The organism is Ferrovibrio sp. MS7 (assembly GCF_038404985.1).
Classification (GTDB): domain Bacteria; phylum Pseudomonadota; class Alphaproteobacteria; order Ferrovibrionales; family Ferrovibrionaceae; genus Ferrovibrio; species Ferrovibrio plantarum.
Genome location: NZ_JBBKBA010000001.1, coordinates 2388460 through 2404655 on the forward strand (window position 1 = coordinate 2388460; position 16196 = coordinate 2404655).

Here is a 16196-nt window from a genome sequence, read left to right on the forward strand (position 1 = left end):
TCCAGATTCAGATAGCCGTCTATCGGCATGTGATCCTCACTGTTCGGCCAACTTTGCGTCCATTACCGTCAAACGATGAATGGCGCCCCCTTTAAATGTTGGCTTGGCCGTAATCTCCAGCATCTTGTGTCGAATATTCTGCGTGTAGATATTCGGATATACCTTAGCCTGTGGATCGGCAAGATCACCCGTAATATGAGATTTATCGTCTCCATTTATGAACATCTGCACGGTCATATTATGGGCTACAAAGCCGTCTATCACCACCCGATACTGAGTAAGATCACCAATCTCCACTTTGTCCGGCGAACGGATAGATTGGGCAGTAGGAATGTCAATTACAACGCCGCCAGTACGCAGCTCACCGAGCTGCATTTGAGAGCAAGTATTACCTATTGCCGTGGTGGCCTCGATGACAAATTTCTGATTTTCTTTCGTTAAGTGTTTAACAAGATCAATGAGCCGAGACTCGGACTCGGCATTGCGTGCCAAAAGCAATTGCTGGGATGCCGCAGCATCTTCCCTAATCTTTTGGGTCAGTTCCATCAGTGCTGCAAAGTGCGCGTCCACTTCATTGCTCCTTGCGCTTGATGATAGCATGACGATAGAAAAGAGCCGCTGAATAGCCTCTGATCCCAACGCAGCCAACCATTCCGACATCAAGTTTATTGTACTTGGGTCTGTGAAAAGAGCTTCGACGGGGATGGGGTACGAGCCAGGTTTTTCTACCGGCGCGGCATAAAATTTTATCCGAGGAATAGCCTTTTTCTTCGGGACCTCTCCCCACAAAAGCGTTGAAGCGGCAGAGTTCAGAATCTTGCTCACACCCGATATGGAGACGCCCAACGTCCGCAAATCCATGCGGTTGTGGTGAGCATCCAACCCGTCGAATTTGATAGTGAATGGCGTGAAAACCGGTTGTGTCGCAGCCATACATTTCCCCCGATGCCTTTGGCACCACCTTAGCGGGCCAAGCGAGGGGATTATACTCCCAATCTCTTACATTCTTAAAAGGGATAGTCATGCTGTGTTTCACGTGAAACACTACAGGAACACTTCCCGGTTTCGGGCCGTTTTCGGCTGTTTCACACCGGAATGACTTGGCGCGGCGTCTTGAGTGCCCAGCGGTTGGCGTCCGGTTCCACCAGCAGCATGTCGCCCTGGGCGATCAGGCCGAGGCCGGGCAGTTGCAGGCTCGGATGCAGTTCGAACAGGCTCGGCGCTGTCAGGGTTTCCGGCTGCGCTGCCTGGTTGCTGAGGTTGCTGGCGCGGTCGAAGGGCTGCTGGAACAGGGCGGAAAGCGGCGGGTCCTCGTAGGCATAGCCGAGCGCATGGCCGAGGCGGAAGGCGAAGCCTTGGGAATAGCCGCGTGCCGCCAGTTCGGCGCGGGCCTCGGCTTCCAGGGCGGCGATACGCTGGGCGGCGTCCGGGCCCGGACCCGTATTAGGGCGCAGGCCCAGGAACAGCAGGTCGCCAGCCGCGCGCAGGGCCTCGTGGGCGGCCAGCAGGGCGGCGGGCGCGGGGCCGATGCTGTAGCTGCGGATGGCATGGCCGAAGGCGCCATCCAGGGTCAGCATCAGGCCGACCGTGACACTGCTGGCGGCAGCGCCAAGCTGTGCCGGATCGGGTGCCATGATGTCGGCATCGGTGCCGGCCGGACCATAGGAAATCCACGAGCGGCAATCATTGCAGCCCTGGTCATAGGCCTCGCGGCGCAGTGATTCCTGCAGGCGTGGCGCGTTCGGCTGTTTCACGAGAAACCGGGGCACGGCGGCAAACAGATGGTCGCAAAGCGCGGCGGCGGCTTCGTGGCGTTTGAGGTCGCGCGGTGCCTTGGCCTGGCGCAGGCGGTGCGCTTCGGCATCCAGCGCCAGCCATGCGGTTTGCGACAACGCGGCCTGCAAGCCGGTGAACAGCCAGGCCGGCATCTCGCCGCCGCCGATCAGGCCGACGCGGTGCGGCTGGTCGATCCGCGCCGCGATCCAGCCGGCGAGTTCCGGCGTCGCCACATAGGAGACGCCGAGATCGGGGCGATGCTTGGCGAGATGGGCGGCGAGGAAATAGTTCGGCGTTGCCAGCGCGGCGAAATGATTGGCGCCGGGCAGCAGCAGGCCGAGCAGCCAGCCATCCAGCGCATCGGCATCGAGCAGGAAACGGCCATGGGCGCGGGCTGCGGAGCCGAGGCCGGCACCACTGCCGGGCATGAAGACCAGTGCCGCGCCGCACGCCGCTGGCGGCAGCAGGCCGGCATAGGCGGCGATGGCCTCGGACGGGGCTGTGGCCTTGGAAAGAAGTGCGGCCATGATGGCTCCGGCAGGATGAAGGGCGTAAGCCCAGCATCGGCCAGAGACCAGGGGATGTGCAAATCGTTCCTTGCTATGGCCCGCGATAAGCCGGGCTTATCGCAGCTTATGCCGGCTGTGCCAGCAGCGGCCGCATCCGGTCCTCGGCGATGAAATACTTGCGCGCATAGGCAACGATCTGGCCGTCGGTGGGATGGTCCACGGTCTCGACACCAGCGATGCGTGCTTCAAGCTGCGGCTTGGCGCGATGGGCGTAGCGGATGAATTCCAGCTTGGCATTGCCGGGACCGAGTACCAGGATTTCGCCGCTGCCATCGAGCGACGCGGCAATGGCGTCGAAGAAGCCGGTGTCGATGGCCTGCTTGCCGGCGCCGGGTTGGCCGGCCTTGTGATGCAGGTGATGCTTGTGGCCGTGCACGGTGAGCTTTTCCGCTTCCTCGCGATTGAACTGGAAGACGCGGGCCTCGGCATGGTCGAGCCAGACAACGGCGTGGTAATGCGACATGGGCTGCTTCCTTTGCTGCAATGGAAGCAGGCTAGCGCGGCGCTCTCCGCCGCGCCTTGACGCAGGTCAATCGCCGTAGCTTTCGGGCAGGTGATCCGGGCCGGCATAATCGCTGAAGCGGGTCAGGTTCGGCTCGAAATGCAGCACCACGCGGCCGATCGGGCCGTGGCGCTGCTTGCCGACGATGACTTCGGCGAGGTTGGCGATGCGCGCCATCTTGTCCTGCCACACGGCATGCTCGGGCGTGCCTTCCGTGGGCTGCTTGCGCATCTCGTAATATTCCTCGCGGTAGACGAACATCACCACGTCGGCGTCCTGCTCGATGGCGCCCGATTCACGCAAGTCGGAAAGCTGCGGCCGCTTGTCGTCGCGGCTCTCAACGGCGCGGCTGAGCTGGGACAGCGCCACCACCGGCACGTTCAGGTCCTTGGCCAGCGCCTTCAGCGCCTGGGTCACTTCCGAGATTTCCTGCACGCGGTTGTCGTTGCGGCGCGAATTCGAGCCGCGCACGAGCTGCAGGTAGTCGACGACGATCAGCCCGATATTGGCGGTACGTTTCAGGCGCCGCGCGCGGCTGCGCAGCAGCGAGATCGAGATGGCGCCGGTATCGTCGATATAGAACGGCACCTGGCTCAACAGCTTGGCCGTCGGCACGATCTGGCGGCTGAATTCCTCTTCCGAGATTTCGCCGCGGCGCAGCTTCTCGGACGTGACGCCGCTCTGCTCGGAGAGAATACGCGTGGCGAGCTGTTCCGCCGACATTTCTAGGCTGAAGAAGGCGACCGGGGCGCCGCGCTCGCCGCCGCTCTCGAAATAAAGCTTGGCGGCGTTGAACGCCATGTTGGTGGCCAACGCGGTCTTGCCCATGGAGGGGCGGCCGGCGAGGATCAGCAGGTCGCTCTTGTGCAGGCCGCCGAGCTTGCCATCGAGATCCTTCAGCAAGGTCTCGACGCCGCTCATGCCGCCCTTCTTCCAGGCGGCGTCGATCATCTCGATCGACTGGCGCATGGAATCCTTGAAGGCGATGAAGCCGCCTTCGGCGTTGCCTTCATCGGCGAGCTTGAACAACTGCTGCTCGGCATCCTCGATCTGGCCGCGCGCTGCTTCGTCCACCTTGGGATCATAGGCGCGGTTCACCATGTCCTCGCCGACGCGGATCAGTTCGCGCCGCATGGCGAGATCGTGGATCACGCGGGCGTAATCCTCGGCATTGATCACCGTGGTGGCAGCGGCGGCGAGGCGGGCGAGGTAGGAGGTGCCGCCGACCTGCGCCAGCAATTCATCGCGCTCGAAATACGCCTTCAGCGTCACCGGGTTGGCGATCTCGCCGCGCTCCACCAGGGTCAGCGCCGCTTCATAGATGCGGCGATGCGCTTCGTTGTGGAAATGCTCCGGCCTTAAGAATCCCGAGACGCGGTGCGCCGCGTCGTTATTCACCAGGATGGCGCCAAGCAGTTCCTGCTCCGCATCCAGGTTGTGCGGCGGCACGCGGTAGATCGGCTCGTCGCTATTGGCGGCGGGGGAGGCGGGGAGCGAAACGGGTGCGTTCATGACGGCGGAATGACTAACCAATGACAGGAGAGGCCGGGCGGGGCATTAAGACGGATTGAAGAAGCGGGCGCCATGCTGGCGTGTTTTCATTCACACCAAATATTCCGGTGGATAAACCGCCCTCGAATATCAATGCTTTGCGGATGCTTATCCACAGCTACAACAACAGCGTGCGCTTGCTTGCCTAAGATCCTCGGCTCGGAGGCCGAGGATGACGATGCTGTAATTTTCATCGCCATGCCCGGACTTGCCCCGGGCATCTCGAGGAGATTGAGGCAAAGAAAAACCCGCCGGAAAAGTTCCGGCGGGCTGATCTTGAGCGCCGACGCGCGGTTGTCGAAGCTTAGGCTTCGGCTTCCTCGGTCTCTTCGGCTTCCTCGGCTTCCGGCTGCTCGAAGAAAGCCTCGCCGGTGCCGGCCTGGGCTTCGGCTTCGGACGCCGAGCGGGCGACGTTCACCTTGACCGAGACGCTGACTTCCGGATGCAGGGTGACCTGCACTTCCGAGATGCCGATGGCCTTGATCGGGGTGGTGAGCACCACCTGACCGCGGCTGATGGTGAAGCCGGCCTCGGTGGCGGCTTCGGCGATGTCGCGGGCGCTGACCGAGCCGTAGAGCTGGCCGCTGTCGCCAGCCTGGCGCAGGATGGTGACCGACAGGCCGGTCATCTTCTCGGCAACCTTCTCGGCTTCGCCGCGCTGCGCGAGGTTCTGCGCCTCGAGCTGGGCGCGCTGCTTCTCGAACTGGGCCTTGTTGGCGGCAGTGGCGCGCAGCGCCTTCTTGCGCGGCAGCAGGAAGTTACGGGCAAAGCCGTCCTTCACCTTCACCACATCGCCCATCTGGCCGAGCTTCTCGACCCGCTGCAAAAGGATCACGTCCATCAGTCACTCTCCCGGCTGGTTCCTGCCCCGGCGCCACGCCGGCGGAAACCCGCCCATTCCTCGATCAATCCCAGGCCCACCACCAGTATTCCAACCAGTGCGCTGGCCACCACCAAGGCAGCGTAGAACGCCGCCAAAATCAAACCCGTCGCTGGCGCCCTGCCGGCCAGCGCATGCACCACCGCCAGCCCCTGCAAAAAATAGGGGAAGGCGAGGATCGCCGCCGCCGTGGCAGCGATGAAACGCGTCTCCTGCGGCAGCAGCAGCGCCAGCCCGACCGCGCCCGCCAGTGCTATGGCAAGGAAGCGCGGCAAGGTCAACGCGGCGTATTGCGGCGTCGGCCGGGCATTCTGCTTCACCAGCACCGCCAGCCCCTGGGCCAGGGTGCCGTTGATGGTCAGCATGGTCAGCCAGCTCATGGCCACCACCGCCGGCATCAACCGTGAGGCCGTTGCCGCCAGGTCCTTCGCCGTCTGCTGCCCGCCTTCGGGCTGCATCACCGAGAAGAACTGCGCCAGCACCGGCTGCAGCACGCCCGGCAAGCCGCCTTCGCGGCCCGCCGTGGCAAGCAGGGCAAGGGCAAACAGAAGCCCAGCCCAACCTGCCAACCGCATAATCAGGCCGCCGACCGGATACCAGTCGAGGCCATCAACCACATTGGCGCCGCTATCCGCTTCCTCTGCCGGGCGGGCAAGCAAGGCCTGCCGCACCAGCCAGAGCGCCGGCAGACCGAACAGCAGCGCGAACACCACTGCGGCCTGCAGGCCATTGAAGCCCGACACCAATGTGCCGGCAGCCACCGCCCACCCTGCTGCACCGACGCCCTTGGTGAGGCCGGCAAAGAACAGCGGCAGCGGGGCCAGATACCCGAGCATCAATCCCAGCGGACCAGCGGCGGCAGTCATCACCAGCAGGGCGCTGGCTATGCCGGCAAGCAGGCCGAAGACGAGACTGCGAGTCATCGCGACGCCATACCAACCGGGCGGAACCAGAAAAGGTGCCGCCCGGCCTTACTCACATCACTTGATGACGAAGGGCAGCAGAGCCAGGTTGCGCGCGCGCTTGATGGCGGTCGCCAGCTCGCGCTGCTTCTTGGCCGAAACTGCGGTGATGCGCGACGGCACGATCTTGCCGCGCTCGGAGATGAAGCGCGACAGCAGCTTCACATCCTTGTAGTCGATCTTCGGGGCATTGGCGCCGGAGAACGGGCAGGTCTTGCGACGGCGGAAGAACGGACGGCGCGCGCCGCCAGCACCACCAGCCGCGCCACCGGCACCGCCGGCGCCGCCACGACGCTCACCACCCTGCGAGGAACCACGCTGCTGGAAAGCCATTATTCAGTCTCCCCGGTGGAGTCTTCACGGTCGCGCGGACGACGGTCGCCACGATCACCACGGTCGCCGCGGTCACCACGATCGAAACGGTCGCCACGATCGAAGCGGTCGCCTTCGCGGCGCGGACGATCTTCGCGGTTCTTGTTCTGCAGCATCACGGAGGGGCCTTCCTCCAAAGCTTCCACGCGCACGGTCATGTAGCGCAGGATGTCTTCGTTGATGCGCATGTTGCGCTCCAACTCGGCCACAGCGCCGCCCTCGGCGGTGATGTTCAGAAGGACGTAGTGGCCCTTCTTGTTCTTCTTGATGCGGTAGGTCAGGTTGCGCAGGCCCCAATTCTCAGTCTTGGTGACTTCGCCGCCCTGGCCCTTGATGATATCGGTGAATTGCGCCGCCATTGCCTCGACCTGAGCGGTCGAGATATCCTGGCGCGCGATGAAAACGTTCTCGTAGAACGCCATCGTGCAGCTCTCCTTCTGGCTGTTAGCGGTCCGGTGCCGGGCGCCCCATGCGCTGGCGGGTCGGACCTAGCCGGAATTCCATGCGGAACCCCAGCAAGGAGCTATGTAGGCGGCGGACTATACACATCGGCGGACGGCCCGCAAGCGCTTTTTACCCTCTTTTGTACCCGGATTAACGATCTGCGCTTGCCTCGGGGGCGGGCCACCCTATAGTGCGCCCCCATGAATTCCCTCGGTTTCGCCAAGCCCGAAGGCCAGACCCGCGTGGTTGTGGCCATGTCCGGTGGTGTCGACAGTTCGGTGGTGGCCGGGCTGCTGAAGCGCCAGGGCTATGACGTGGTCGGCATCACGCTGCAGCTTTACGACCATGGCGAGGCGATCCGCCGCAAGGGCGCCTGCTGCGCGGGCCAGGATATCCACGATGCCCGCACGGTCGCCGCCCGGCTCGACATGCCGCATTACGTGCTGGATTACGAAAGCCGCTTCCGCCAGAGCGTGATCGACGATTTCGCCGATTCCTATATGCGCGGCGAAACCCCGATCCCCTGCATCCGTTGCAACCAGACGGTCAAGTTCCGCGACCTGCTGGCCGCCGCCCGCGACCTCGATGCCGATTGCCTGGCCACCGGGCATTATGTCCGCCGCGTGCTGGGGGCGGATGGCGCGGAAATGCACCGGGGCCGTGATCCGCGCCGCGACCAGAGCTATTTCCTCTACACGACGACGCGCGAACAGCTCGATTACCTGCGCTTTCCGCTCGGCGACATGGAAAAGCCCGCCGTGCGCGCCATTGCCGCCGATCTCGGCCTCTTGGTGGCCGAGAAGCCGGACAGCCAGGATATCTGCTTCGTGCCGGAAGGCGACTATGCCAGCGTGGTGACGCGGCTGCGCCCGGCCGCCGCCGAGCCCGGCGATATCGTGCATGTCGATGGCAGCATTCTCGGTCGCCACCAGGGCGTGATCCATTTCACCGTCGGCCAGCGCAAGGGGATCGGCATCGCGCATCACGAGCCGCTTTATGTGGTGCGGATCGAGGCCGGCCAGCGCCGCGTCATCGTCGGCCCGAAGCCGGCCCTGGCGCAAAGCCGCGTGCGGCTTACCGGCCTCAACTGGCTGGCCGCCGAGCCGCTCAGCGAACAGGGCCGCGCCGTGCAGGTGAAACTGCGCTCGGCGCAGCCGGCAGTGGCGGCAATGGTCCATCCCGGCCAGGCGCCCGGCGAGGCGCTGTTGCTGCTCGATCAGCCGGAATACGGCGTGGCACCGGGCCAGGCCGGCGTGATGTATGACGGCGACCGCCTGCTCGGCGGCGGCTGGATCGCGCGCGAGGCGGCGGCGCAGGCGGCATAAAGCTGACTGCTTGAGCATTCTGGATTTTCAGGGGAAATCGGCGCCTGAGGCTGGTAGCGGGGGGCGGGATTGAACCGCCGACCCAAGGCTTATGAGTCCTTTGCTCTACCACTGAGCTACCCCGCCATAGGCAGCCTCAGGCGCGGCGGCAGACATAAGAGTCCGGCGCCGCCTTGTCAAGCGACCTTGGCCGCTGCCAGGGGACAAAAAGCCAGCAATCAGCGACAAAGAATGCGAGGGCAGCGACAAAAAAAGCCGGGGTTGCCCCCGGCTTTTCGGTTCCGCGCCCGAGGCGGCGGAAATCAGTTCACGGTCTGCTTCAGCTTGCCGGTGGCGTAGCGGCGCGACATCTCTTCCAGATCGACCGGGGTGATCTTGCCGGCCATGCCGGCGCAGCCGAACGAGATGTAGCGCGCCTTGCACACTTCGGTCGCCGCCTTCTGGGCGTCGGCGAGATACTTGCGCGGGTCGAACTCGCTCTTCTTGGTGGCGAGGTGCTTACGGATCGCGGCGGTCATGGCGAGGCGGATATCGGTGTCGATATTCACCTTGCGCACGCCATACTTGATGGCTTCCTGAATCTCGCTCACCGGCACGCCGTAGGTTTCCTTCAGCTCGCCGCCATACTGGCGGATCTCGGCCAGCAATTCCTGCGGCACCGAGGAGGAGCCGTGCATCACCAGATGGGTGTTCGGGATGCGCTTGTTGATTTCCTTGATGCGGTCGATGGCGAGGATGTCGCCGGTCGGCTGGCGCGAGAATTTGTAGGCGCCATGCGAGGTGCCGATGGCGATGGCGAGCGCGTCGCACTGGGTCTCGGCGACGAAATTCGCCGCTTCGGTCGGATCGGTCAGCAGCATCTCGCGGGTCATGGTACCTTCGGCGCCATGGCCGTCTTCCTTGTCGCCGCGCATGGTCTCGAGCGAGCCAAGGCAGCCGAGTTCGCCTTCCACGGTGACGCCGATGCTATGCGCCAGGTCGGTCACCTTCTTGGTCACGGCGACGTTGTATTCGTAATCCGACGGCGTCTTGGCGTCTTCCTTGAGCGAGCCGTCCATCATCACCGAGGAGAAGCCCGAGCGGATCGCGGCGATGCAGATCGCCGGCGAGGCGCCATGGTCCTGGTGCATCACCACCGGGATATGCGGATAGGCTTCGACGGCGGCGACCACCAGATGGCGCAGGAAATGCTCGCCGGCATATTTGCGCGCACCGGCCGAGCCCTGCAGGATCACCGGGCTGTTGGTCTCGTTGGCCGCTTCCATGATGGCGCGGACCTGTTCCATGTTGTTGACGTTGAAAGCCGGCAGACCGTAGCCGTGCTCGGCCGCGTGATCCAAAAGCTGCCGCATCGACACCAACGCCATGATTTCCTCCGAAGATAAAGTGAAACTGCCCGGGTCCCTCCGGGTGCGGGCGGAAGGTATTGCAAAACGGCTGTCATATCCAGCCTGATCAGGGGAAACCCCGCCAGGAACCGCGACGCTCCCGGGTGTGGCGGAAAACCGCCGGAATTAACGCAGCTTCTGGCGCTGTTCCAGGCGGCGGACACGTTCCCGGTGCAGCACGTAGAGGCCGGAGCCGACCACCACCACGATGCCGATCCAGGCCAGCATGTTGGGCCAGTCACCCCAGATCAGGTAGCCGAACAGCAGCGAGAAGATCAGCGCCACATAGCGGAACGGCGAAACCAGCGACAGGTCGCCATGCCGCATGGCGTCGATCACCATCTGGTAGCCGCCGATCAGGAAACAGGCGGCGCAGCAGAGCAAGGCCACGCTATGCAGGTTCATCGGCTGCCAGCCTTCCGCCACCGTCATGATGCCGCCGCCCAGCATCACCAGCACCGAAGTGCCCAGGGTGACGATCAGGGAGGGGATGCCGAGGCTGACCTGGCGGGTGATCATGTCGCGCGCGACGATGAACACCACCGAACCCAGCGCCACCAGCGACCAGCCATTGAAGCCCTCGGCACTCGGCTGCACGATCAGCAGCACGCCACCAAAGCCGCAGACTACCGCCGTCCAGCGCCGCCAGCCGACGCTTTCGCGCAGCACGATTGCCGCCACGGCGGTCAGCGCCAGCGGCGAGGTCATGCCGATGGCGCTGATATTGGCGATTGGCATGTGGAACAGGGCGGCGAGGTAAAGCACGGAGGCCAGCAGGTCGAGGATGCCGCGGCCGATCACGATCTTCTGCAGCACCAGGCCGAGCTGCGGCAGCAGGCCGTTGCTCCAGGCCAGCAGCAGGATCAGCACATTGGCGACAATGCCGCGCACCAGCAGCACCTGCCCGAGTGAGGTATGCTCGCCGGCCAGCTTGATCAGCGTGTCGTTGGCGACGAACAGCATCATGCCGAGGATCATCGACATGACGCCACGGCGGTTGCCTTGGCCGAACAGCGGGGCGAGCAGGGACATTTCTCGGGCGGGGGTAAGCGTCGGAACGGGAGCGGGCGAGGGGGTAGAACGAACGGAGGGTCGTTTGTATGCACCCTAACCCCGGCAGCGGACCCTGACCAGGGCTCGGGCTGTGGAAAAGACTACTTCCAGTATGTAACTGGCCAGTGTGTAACTGGCATGTGAGCGCAAAGGGTGCTTGACCCTGGCCGGCCAAGGGCCACATTGGCACAGCAACGCCCCAGGAGGCCCGCCATGTTCTTCATGACCCCGCGCCACAAGACTGCGATGCCCGAGCCGGCCCGTGCCCTGAAGGGGCGGGCGGAAGCCATGCCGGTGCCAGGGAAGCACTTCATCAATGGCCGGCCGCTGCAGGCACCGTTCCCTGAGGGCCTGGAACAGGTGATCTTCGGGCTTGGCTGTTTCTGGGGCGCCGAGCGCAAATTCTGGCAATTGCCTGGCGTCTACTCCACGGCGGTCGGCTATGCCGCCGGCTACACCCCGAACCCGACCTATGAAGAGGTGTGCAGCGGCCTGACCGGGCATAATGAAGTGGTGCTGGTGGTCTATGATCCCAAGCTGGTCAGCTTCGATACCCTGCTCAAGACCTTCTGGGAAAGCCATGACCCGACTCAAGGCATGCGCCAGGGCAATGATGTCGGCACGCAATACCGCTCCGGCATCTATGTCACCACGCCCGAGCAGCGCCGCGCGGCGGAAGCTTCAGCGAAAGCCTACCAGGGTGCGCTGAGCGCCGCCCGGCGTGGCCGCATCACCACCGAGATCCTGGAGGCGCCGCGCTTTTACTATGCCGAGGATTATCACCAGCAGTATCTGGGCAAGAATCCGGGCGGCTATTGCGGCCTCGGCGGCACCGGCGTGTCCTGTCCCATCGGTACCGGGGTAGGGGCCTGATTCATTTACCGGGGCCGGTCTGGGCTCTTGTATTCACCAGCGGGGCTGGGGCAATCTTCTAGTAACTGGCGCATAAACGCGCCCTGACAGGAGGTTGTAACGATGCGACGCCACCCGACCCGCAGGTCTTTCCATTTGCTCGCCAGCACGGCCGTTTTCGGCCTCGGCATGGCGCTTTCCGTGCTGCCGGCCCAGGCCCAGGCGCAGGAACTGAAGATCGGCCTGTCGGCCGAGCCGAGCGCGCTCGACCCGCATTACCACAACCTGACGCCGAACCATCAGATCGCGCAGCATCTGTTCGACACCCTGACCTTCCAGGACGAGAACCAGAAGCTGGTGCCGGGCCTGGCCGAGAGCTGGAAGCCGGTCAGCGAGACGACCTGGGAATTCAAGCTGCGCAAGGGCGTGAAGTTCCATGACGGTTCGCCCTTCACCGCCGCCGATGTGGTGTTCTCGCTGAATCGCCCGCCGAAGGTGCCGAACAGCCCGTCGTCGCTGTCGATCTACACGCGCCCGATCACCGAGATCAAGGTGGTGGACGAGTTCACCCTGCATCTCTCCACCAAGGCGGCCTATCCGCTGCTGCCGACCGACATGAGCCGCGTCTACATCATGTCGTCCAAGGCCGCGAAGGCCGATGTGGCGGAAGGCATGACCACGGAAGCCCTCTCCAAGGGCGAGGGCCTGATCGGCACCGGTCCGTACAAGTTCGTCGAATGGGTGCGCGGCAATCGCCTGGTGCTGGCCGGCAACAAGGATTACTGGGGCGAAAAGCCGCGCTGGGAGAAGGTGACCTTCCGCCCGATGTCGAATGACGCCGCGCGCGTTGCCGCCCTGCTGGCGGGCGATGTCGACATGGTGGAGAATCCGCCGCCGGCCGATATGAAGAAGCTGCGCGAGAATCCGAATGTGAAGATCAGCCAGGCGGTGTCGAACCGTCTGATCTATATCCATCTCGACACCTTCACCGATGCGCCGGTGACTGTCTCCGACGTGCCGGCGGGCAAGAACCCGCTGAAGGACCGCCGCGTGCGTCAGGCGCTGTCGCAGGCGATCAACCGCGATGCCATCGCCAGCCGCATCATGGAAGGCCTCGGCCAGCCGACCGCCGACTTCATCCCGTATCCGATGTATGGCACCCGCAAGGATGCCAAGCTGGATCCGTATAACGCCGATGCCGCCAAGAAGCTGCTCGCCGATGCCGGTTATCCGAACGGCTTCTCGATCACGCTCGGCACGCCGAATGACCGCTACATCAACGATGCCGAAGTGGCGCAGGCGGTGGCCTCGCAATGGACCCGCATCGGCGTCAAGACCAAGGTCGATGCCGTGACCCGCAACGTGTTCTTCAAGAACCGCGACGAGTTCAAGTATTCGGCCTATCTCGCGGGCTGGGGCGCGGGCACCGGCGAAATGTCCGATCCGCTGCGCGCGCTGGTCGCCACGCCGAACCGTGAAAAGGGCATGGGCACCACCAACAAGGGCCGCTATTCCAACCCGGCGCTGGACGCCGTGCTGGAAGAGGCGCTCTCGACCGTGGACGACAAGAAGCGCGAGGAGCTGCTGCAGAAGGGCTCCAAGATCGCCATGGACGATTACGCCCTGATCCCGCTGCATATCGAAGTGACGCCCTGGGCCACCCGCAAGGGCCTGACCTACAAGGCGCGCGCCGACCAGTTCACGCTGGCCAACGGCGTGGTCAAGGACTAAGCAGCCACGCGCTGTACCGAAGACGCCGCGGGAGCGATCCCGCGGCGTTTTTTTGTTTTTGGGAGCTAACTAATAAGGCCGTCACCCTCGCGAAAGCGAGGGTCCCATTTCATCTGACAATCCATTCTGTCTGACAATAATGGGATGCCCTGTAAGCGCGCGAACGCCTGACGGCGTTCGTGGGCGCACAGACCCGAGGGGGCGCGGGCATGATGATGACTAGGGTGTGAACGTGTTACGGCGCGAACTGCTCGGCGAGGATGCGTTCCTCGAGGTCGTGGCCGGGATCGAACAGCAGTTGCAGCGCGATGTCGCGCGCCTCGGCGATTTCCACTTCCACCACGTCGCGCACCTCGAAGGCATCGGCGGTGGCGCTGACCGGGCGCTTGAAATTATCCAGCACTTCGAACTTCACCTGGGCGGTGCGCGGCAGCAGGGCGCCGCGCCAGCGGCGCGGGCGGAAGGCACTGATCGGCGTCAGCGCCAGCACGCCAGCGGAAAGCGGCAGGATCGGGCCATGGGCGGAAAGATTATAGGCCGTCGAGCCGGCCGGCGTGGAGAGCAGGGCGCCATCGCAGACCAGTTCATCGACGCGCACGCGGCCGTCCACGGTGATGCGCAGCTTGGCCGCCTGGCGGGTCTGGCGCAGCAGCGACACTTCATTGATCGCCAGCGCTTCGCGCTCGCCGCCGGATTCCGACTGCACCTTCATGCGCAGCGGATGCAGCGTCGCCGCCTTCGCCGAGGCAACGCGGGCGGGCAGATCGTCCTCGTCATACTCGTTCATCAGGAAGCCGATGGTGCCCTGGTTCATGCCGTAGATCGGCAGTTTCCGGGTCATGTAGCGGTGCAGGGTCTGCAGCATGAAGCCATCGCCGCCAAGCGCCACGATGACCTCGGCTTCGTCCGGCTTCACCCCGCCATAGCGCGCGATCAGGCGTTCGCGCGCTGCCTCGGCGGGTCCGCCCTTGGCGGCCACGAAGGCGATCCGGTGCAACTGGGTCATGGGGTATCCGGCGATTGAGGTCAAATCACCGGCTCGCAACCGCCGGCAAAGGCAGTATAACCATAGGCTTGGGGCAAGCCAGCCCCGCCAGGGGATCGATACAGGAGCGGGCGTATGCTTGGGGGCAGGGTGAAGCGGATACTGGGGGCTTTGGCGGCACTGTTGCTGGTTGGTGCCGGCACGGCCGTGGCGCAGACCAAGGCCAATGAGGCCAAGGCCAGCGCGCCGACGCTAAACAACGAGGATAGCCGCCATGCCGGCTATTACTACCCGCCGCTGACCTCCACCGAAGTCTACAAGGCGCGCGGCCAGGTGTTGCAGCAGGCGACGCGGGAAACCCGGCTGGCCTTCGTCACCGGCCTGACGCAGCAGCAGATGAGCCGGCCCTATCCGCCGAACTTCGCCATCTTCGCCAAGGGGGAGGATGCCGAGAAGATGATCATCGTGTCGATCGGCGATACCGGCTTCCGCGGCCTCTATCAGGCGCGCGCGCTGCTGGCGCAGCTTACCGCCGTGTCGCGCACCAGCCAGTTGCTGCGCGATTTCGCGGTGGAGGACCTGTTCACTTTCCTCGATCTCGCGCGCATGCTTGGCTTCGAGCAGCTTACCATCTCGGATGGCGATACGTTCGCGCATCAGATCGATATTCGATAGGGTGTCACTATCAAATACGTCGTCACCCTCGGGCTTGACCCGAGGGTCTCATGGAATGTTGTCGGGAGATGCCCGGGTCAAGCCCGGGCATGACGATGAAGTTGGGCATGACTATGGCGCAGGGCGTTCAGCCCCCGGTCACGCTCATGTGGCGCGGCACGGAAACCGCCGGGCGGCGGCGGTCGATGACGAAATCATGGCCCTTGGGCTTGCGCGCGATGGCATCCAGGATGGCGCGGTCGAGCCGTTCGTCGCTTTCCGAGGAGCGCAGCGCGCTGCGCAGATCGGCGGAATCGTCCTGCCCTAAGCACATATAGAGCATGCCGGTGCAGGTCAGACGCACGCGGTTGCAGCTTTCGCAGAAATTATGCGTCATCGGCGTGATGAAGCCCAGCCGGCGCCCGGTCTCGCGCACGGTATAATAGCGCGCCGGGCCGCCGGTGCGGTAATCGGTCTCATCCAGGGTCCAGGATTTCTGGATCTGGGTGCGGGCCATGGAGAGCGGCAGGTATTGATCGACGCGCTGCTCGCCGATATCGCCCATCGGCATCACCTCGATCAGCACAAGATCGAAGCCTTCCTCGCCGCACCACCGGATCAGGTGGTCGAATTCCATGTCGTTGACGCCGCGCAGGGCCACGGCATTGATCTTCACCGCCAGGCCGGCGGCCTTGGCCGCCTGCAACCCGGCCATCACCTTCTCCAGCTTGCCCCAGCGGGTCAGCTCGGTGAATTTCACCGGATCGAGGCTGTCGAGCGACACGTTGATGCGGCGCATGCCGGCGCGGTAGAGGCCTTCGGCATATTTCTCAAGCTGGCTGCCATTGGTGGTCAGCGTCAATTCATCAAGCCCATGGCCCAGCTTCTGCCCCAGGCTGTCGATCAGGGTCATGATGCCGCGCCTGACCAGCGGCTCGCCGCCGGTCAGGCGCAGCTTGCGCACGCCATTGCGGATGAAGGCGGTGCAGAGCCGGTCGAGTTCCTCGAGGCTCAGCACCTCGGCCTTGGGCAGGAAGGTCATGTCTTCCGCCATGCAATAGACGCAGCGGAAGTCGCAGCGGTCGGTGACCGAGACGCGCAGGTAGCTGATGCTGCGGCCAAACGGATCGATCATGGCGTCACGGGGGCGGA

Annotated in this window: 16 protein-coding genes and 1 tRNA gene; 4 read left to right on the forward strand and 13 right to left on the reverse strand. The window is 64.0% G+C overall.

The window, feature by feature from the left end; translation table 11 throughout:
• Positions 1-36: 36 nt before the first annotated feature.
• From V6B08_RS11425 to rpsF, 8 genes are all read right to left on the reverse strand, one after another.
• The gene (locus tag V6B08_RS11425) at positions 37-933 is read right to left on the reverse strand and encodes a DUF7946 domain-containing protein (RefSeq protein ID WP_341980757.1); all 897 of its coding nucleotides are present in this window, start codon (positions 931-933) and stop codon (positions 37-39) included.
• A gap of 152 nt (positions 934-1085) precedes the next feature.
• Positions 1086-2303, reverse strand: coding sequence for a M24 family metallopeptidase (locus V6B08_RS11430; RefSeq protein ID WP_341980759.1), 1218 nt, complete (start codon positions 2301-2303; stop codon positions 1086-1088).
• 106 nt (positions 2304-2409) lie between these two features.
• The gene (locus tag V6B08_RS11435; protein WP_341980761.1) at positions 2410-2808 is read right to left on the reverse strand and encodes a hypothetical protein; all 399 of its coding nucleotides are present in this window, start codon (positions 2806-2808) and stop codon (positions 2410-2412) included.
• A 66-nt stretch (positions 2809-2874) separates the two neighbouring features.
• Entirely contained in the window at positions 2875-4359 is a 1485-nt protein-coding gene (locus V6B08_RS11440; protein ID WP_341980763.1) for a replicative DNA helicase, read from the reverse strand.
• A gap of 343 nt (positions 4360-4702) precedes the next feature.
• A complete protein-coding gene (rplI, locus tag V6B08_RS11445; RefSeq protein ID WP_341980765.1) occupies positions 4703-5239 on the reverse strand; it encodes a 50S ribosomal protein L9 in 537 nt (178 codons plus the stop codon).
• On the reverse strand, positions 5239-6201 hold the full coding sequence (locus tag V6B08_RS11450; RefSeq protein ID WP_341980767.1) for a DUF2232 domain-containing protein: 963 nt from the start codon (positions 6199-6201) through the stop codon (positions 5239-5241). The genes rplI and V6B08_RS11450 overlap by 1 nt, the downstream gene beginning before the upstream one ends.
• A 57-nt stretch (positions 6202-6258) precedes the next feature.
• Entirely contained in the window at positions 6259-6573 is a 315-nt protein-coding gene (gene rpsR, locus V6B08_RS11455) for a 30S ribosomal protein S18 (RefSeq protein WP_341980769.1), read from the reverse strand.
• Positions 6573-7034, reverse strand: a complete 462-nt coding sequence (gene rpsF, locus V6B08_RS11460) for a 30S ribosomal protein S6 (protein ID WP_341980771.1) — start codon at positions 7032-7034, stop codon at positions 6573-6575. Before rpsF ends, rpsR begins: the two co-directional genes overlap by 1 nt.
• 222 nt (positions 7035-7256) lie before the next feature.
• Here rpsF and mnmA point away from each other — a divergent pair, with 222 nt between their 5' ends.
• Complete coding sequence (gene mnmA / locus V6B08_RS11465; protein WP_341980773.1) at positions 7257-8381, forward strand: tRNA 2-thiouridine(34) synthase MnmA; 1125 nt, start codon at positions 7257-7259, stop codon at positions 8379-8381.
• Positions 8382-8432: 51 nt separating this feature from the next.
• On the opposite strand, the gene V6B08_RS11470 is transcribed toward mnmA, so the two are convergent.
• From V6B08_RS11470 to V6B08_RS11480, 3 genes are all read right to left on the reverse strand, one after another.
• Positions 8433-8507: transfer RNA gene (locus V6B08_RS11470), tRNA-Met, on the reverse strand.
• Between the two features lie 176 nt (positions 8508-8683).
• A complete protein-coding gene (gene fba, locus V6B08_RS11475; RefSeq protein ID WP_341980776.1) occupies positions 8684-9748 on the reverse strand; it encodes a class II fructose-bisphosphate aldolase in 1065 nt (354 codons plus the stop codon).
• Between the two features lie 147 nt (positions 9749-9895).
• Positions 9896-10801, reverse strand: a complete 906-nt coding sequence (locus V6B08_RS11480; protein ID WP_341980778.1) for a DMT family transporter — start codon at positions 10799-10801, stop codon at positions 9896-9898.
• A 234-nt stretch (positions 10802-11035) separates the two neighbouring features.
• Here V6B08_RS11480 and msrA point away from each other — a divergent pair, with 234 nt between their 5' ends.
• Together msrA and V6B08_RS11490 are read left to right on the forward strand one after the other, a co-directional pair.
• A complete protein-coding gene (gene msrA / locus V6B08_RS11485) occupies positions 11036-11695 on the forward strand; it encodes a peptide-methionine (S)-S-oxide reductase MsrA (protein ID WP_341980780.1) in 660 nt (219 codons plus the stop codon).
• 102 nt (positions 11696-11797) lie between these two features.
• On the forward strand, positions 11798-13405 hold the full coding sequence (locus V6B08_RS11490) for an ABC transporter substrate-binding protein (RefSeq protein ID WP_341980783.1): 1608 nt from the start codon (positions 11798-11800) through the stop codon (positions 13403-13405).
• A 235-nt stretch (positions 13406-13640) separates the two neighbouring features.
• Here the strand turns inward: V6B08_RS11490 and V6B08_RS11495 are convergent, their stop codons facing one another.
• A complete protein-coding gene (locus V6B08_RS11495; RefSeq protein ID WP_341980785.1) occupies positions 13641-14411 on the reverse strand; it encodes an NAD kinase in 771 nt (256 codons plus the stop codon).
• 114 nt (positions 14412-14525) lie between these two features.
• On the opposite strand from V6B08_RS11495, the gene V6B08_RS11500 reads away from it, so the two are divergent.
• On the forward strand, positions 14526-15065 hold the full coding sequence (locus V6B08_RS11500) for a molybdopterin-guanine dinucleotide biosynthesis protein A (RefSeq protein WP_341980787.1): 540 nt from the start codon (positions 14526-14528) through the stop codon (positions 15063-15065).
• A 127-nt stretch (positions 15066-15192) separates the two neighbouring features.
• On the opposite strand, the gene moaA is transcribed toward V6B08_RS11500, so the two are convergent.
• Positions 15193-16179: a GTP 3',8-cyclase MoaA gene (moaA, locus tag V6B08_RS11505; protein WP_341980789.1), complete on the reverse strand. Its 987-nt coding sequence runs from the start codon at positions 16177-16179 to the stop codon at positions 15193-15195.
• Positions 16180-16196 lie beyond the last annotated feature (17 nt).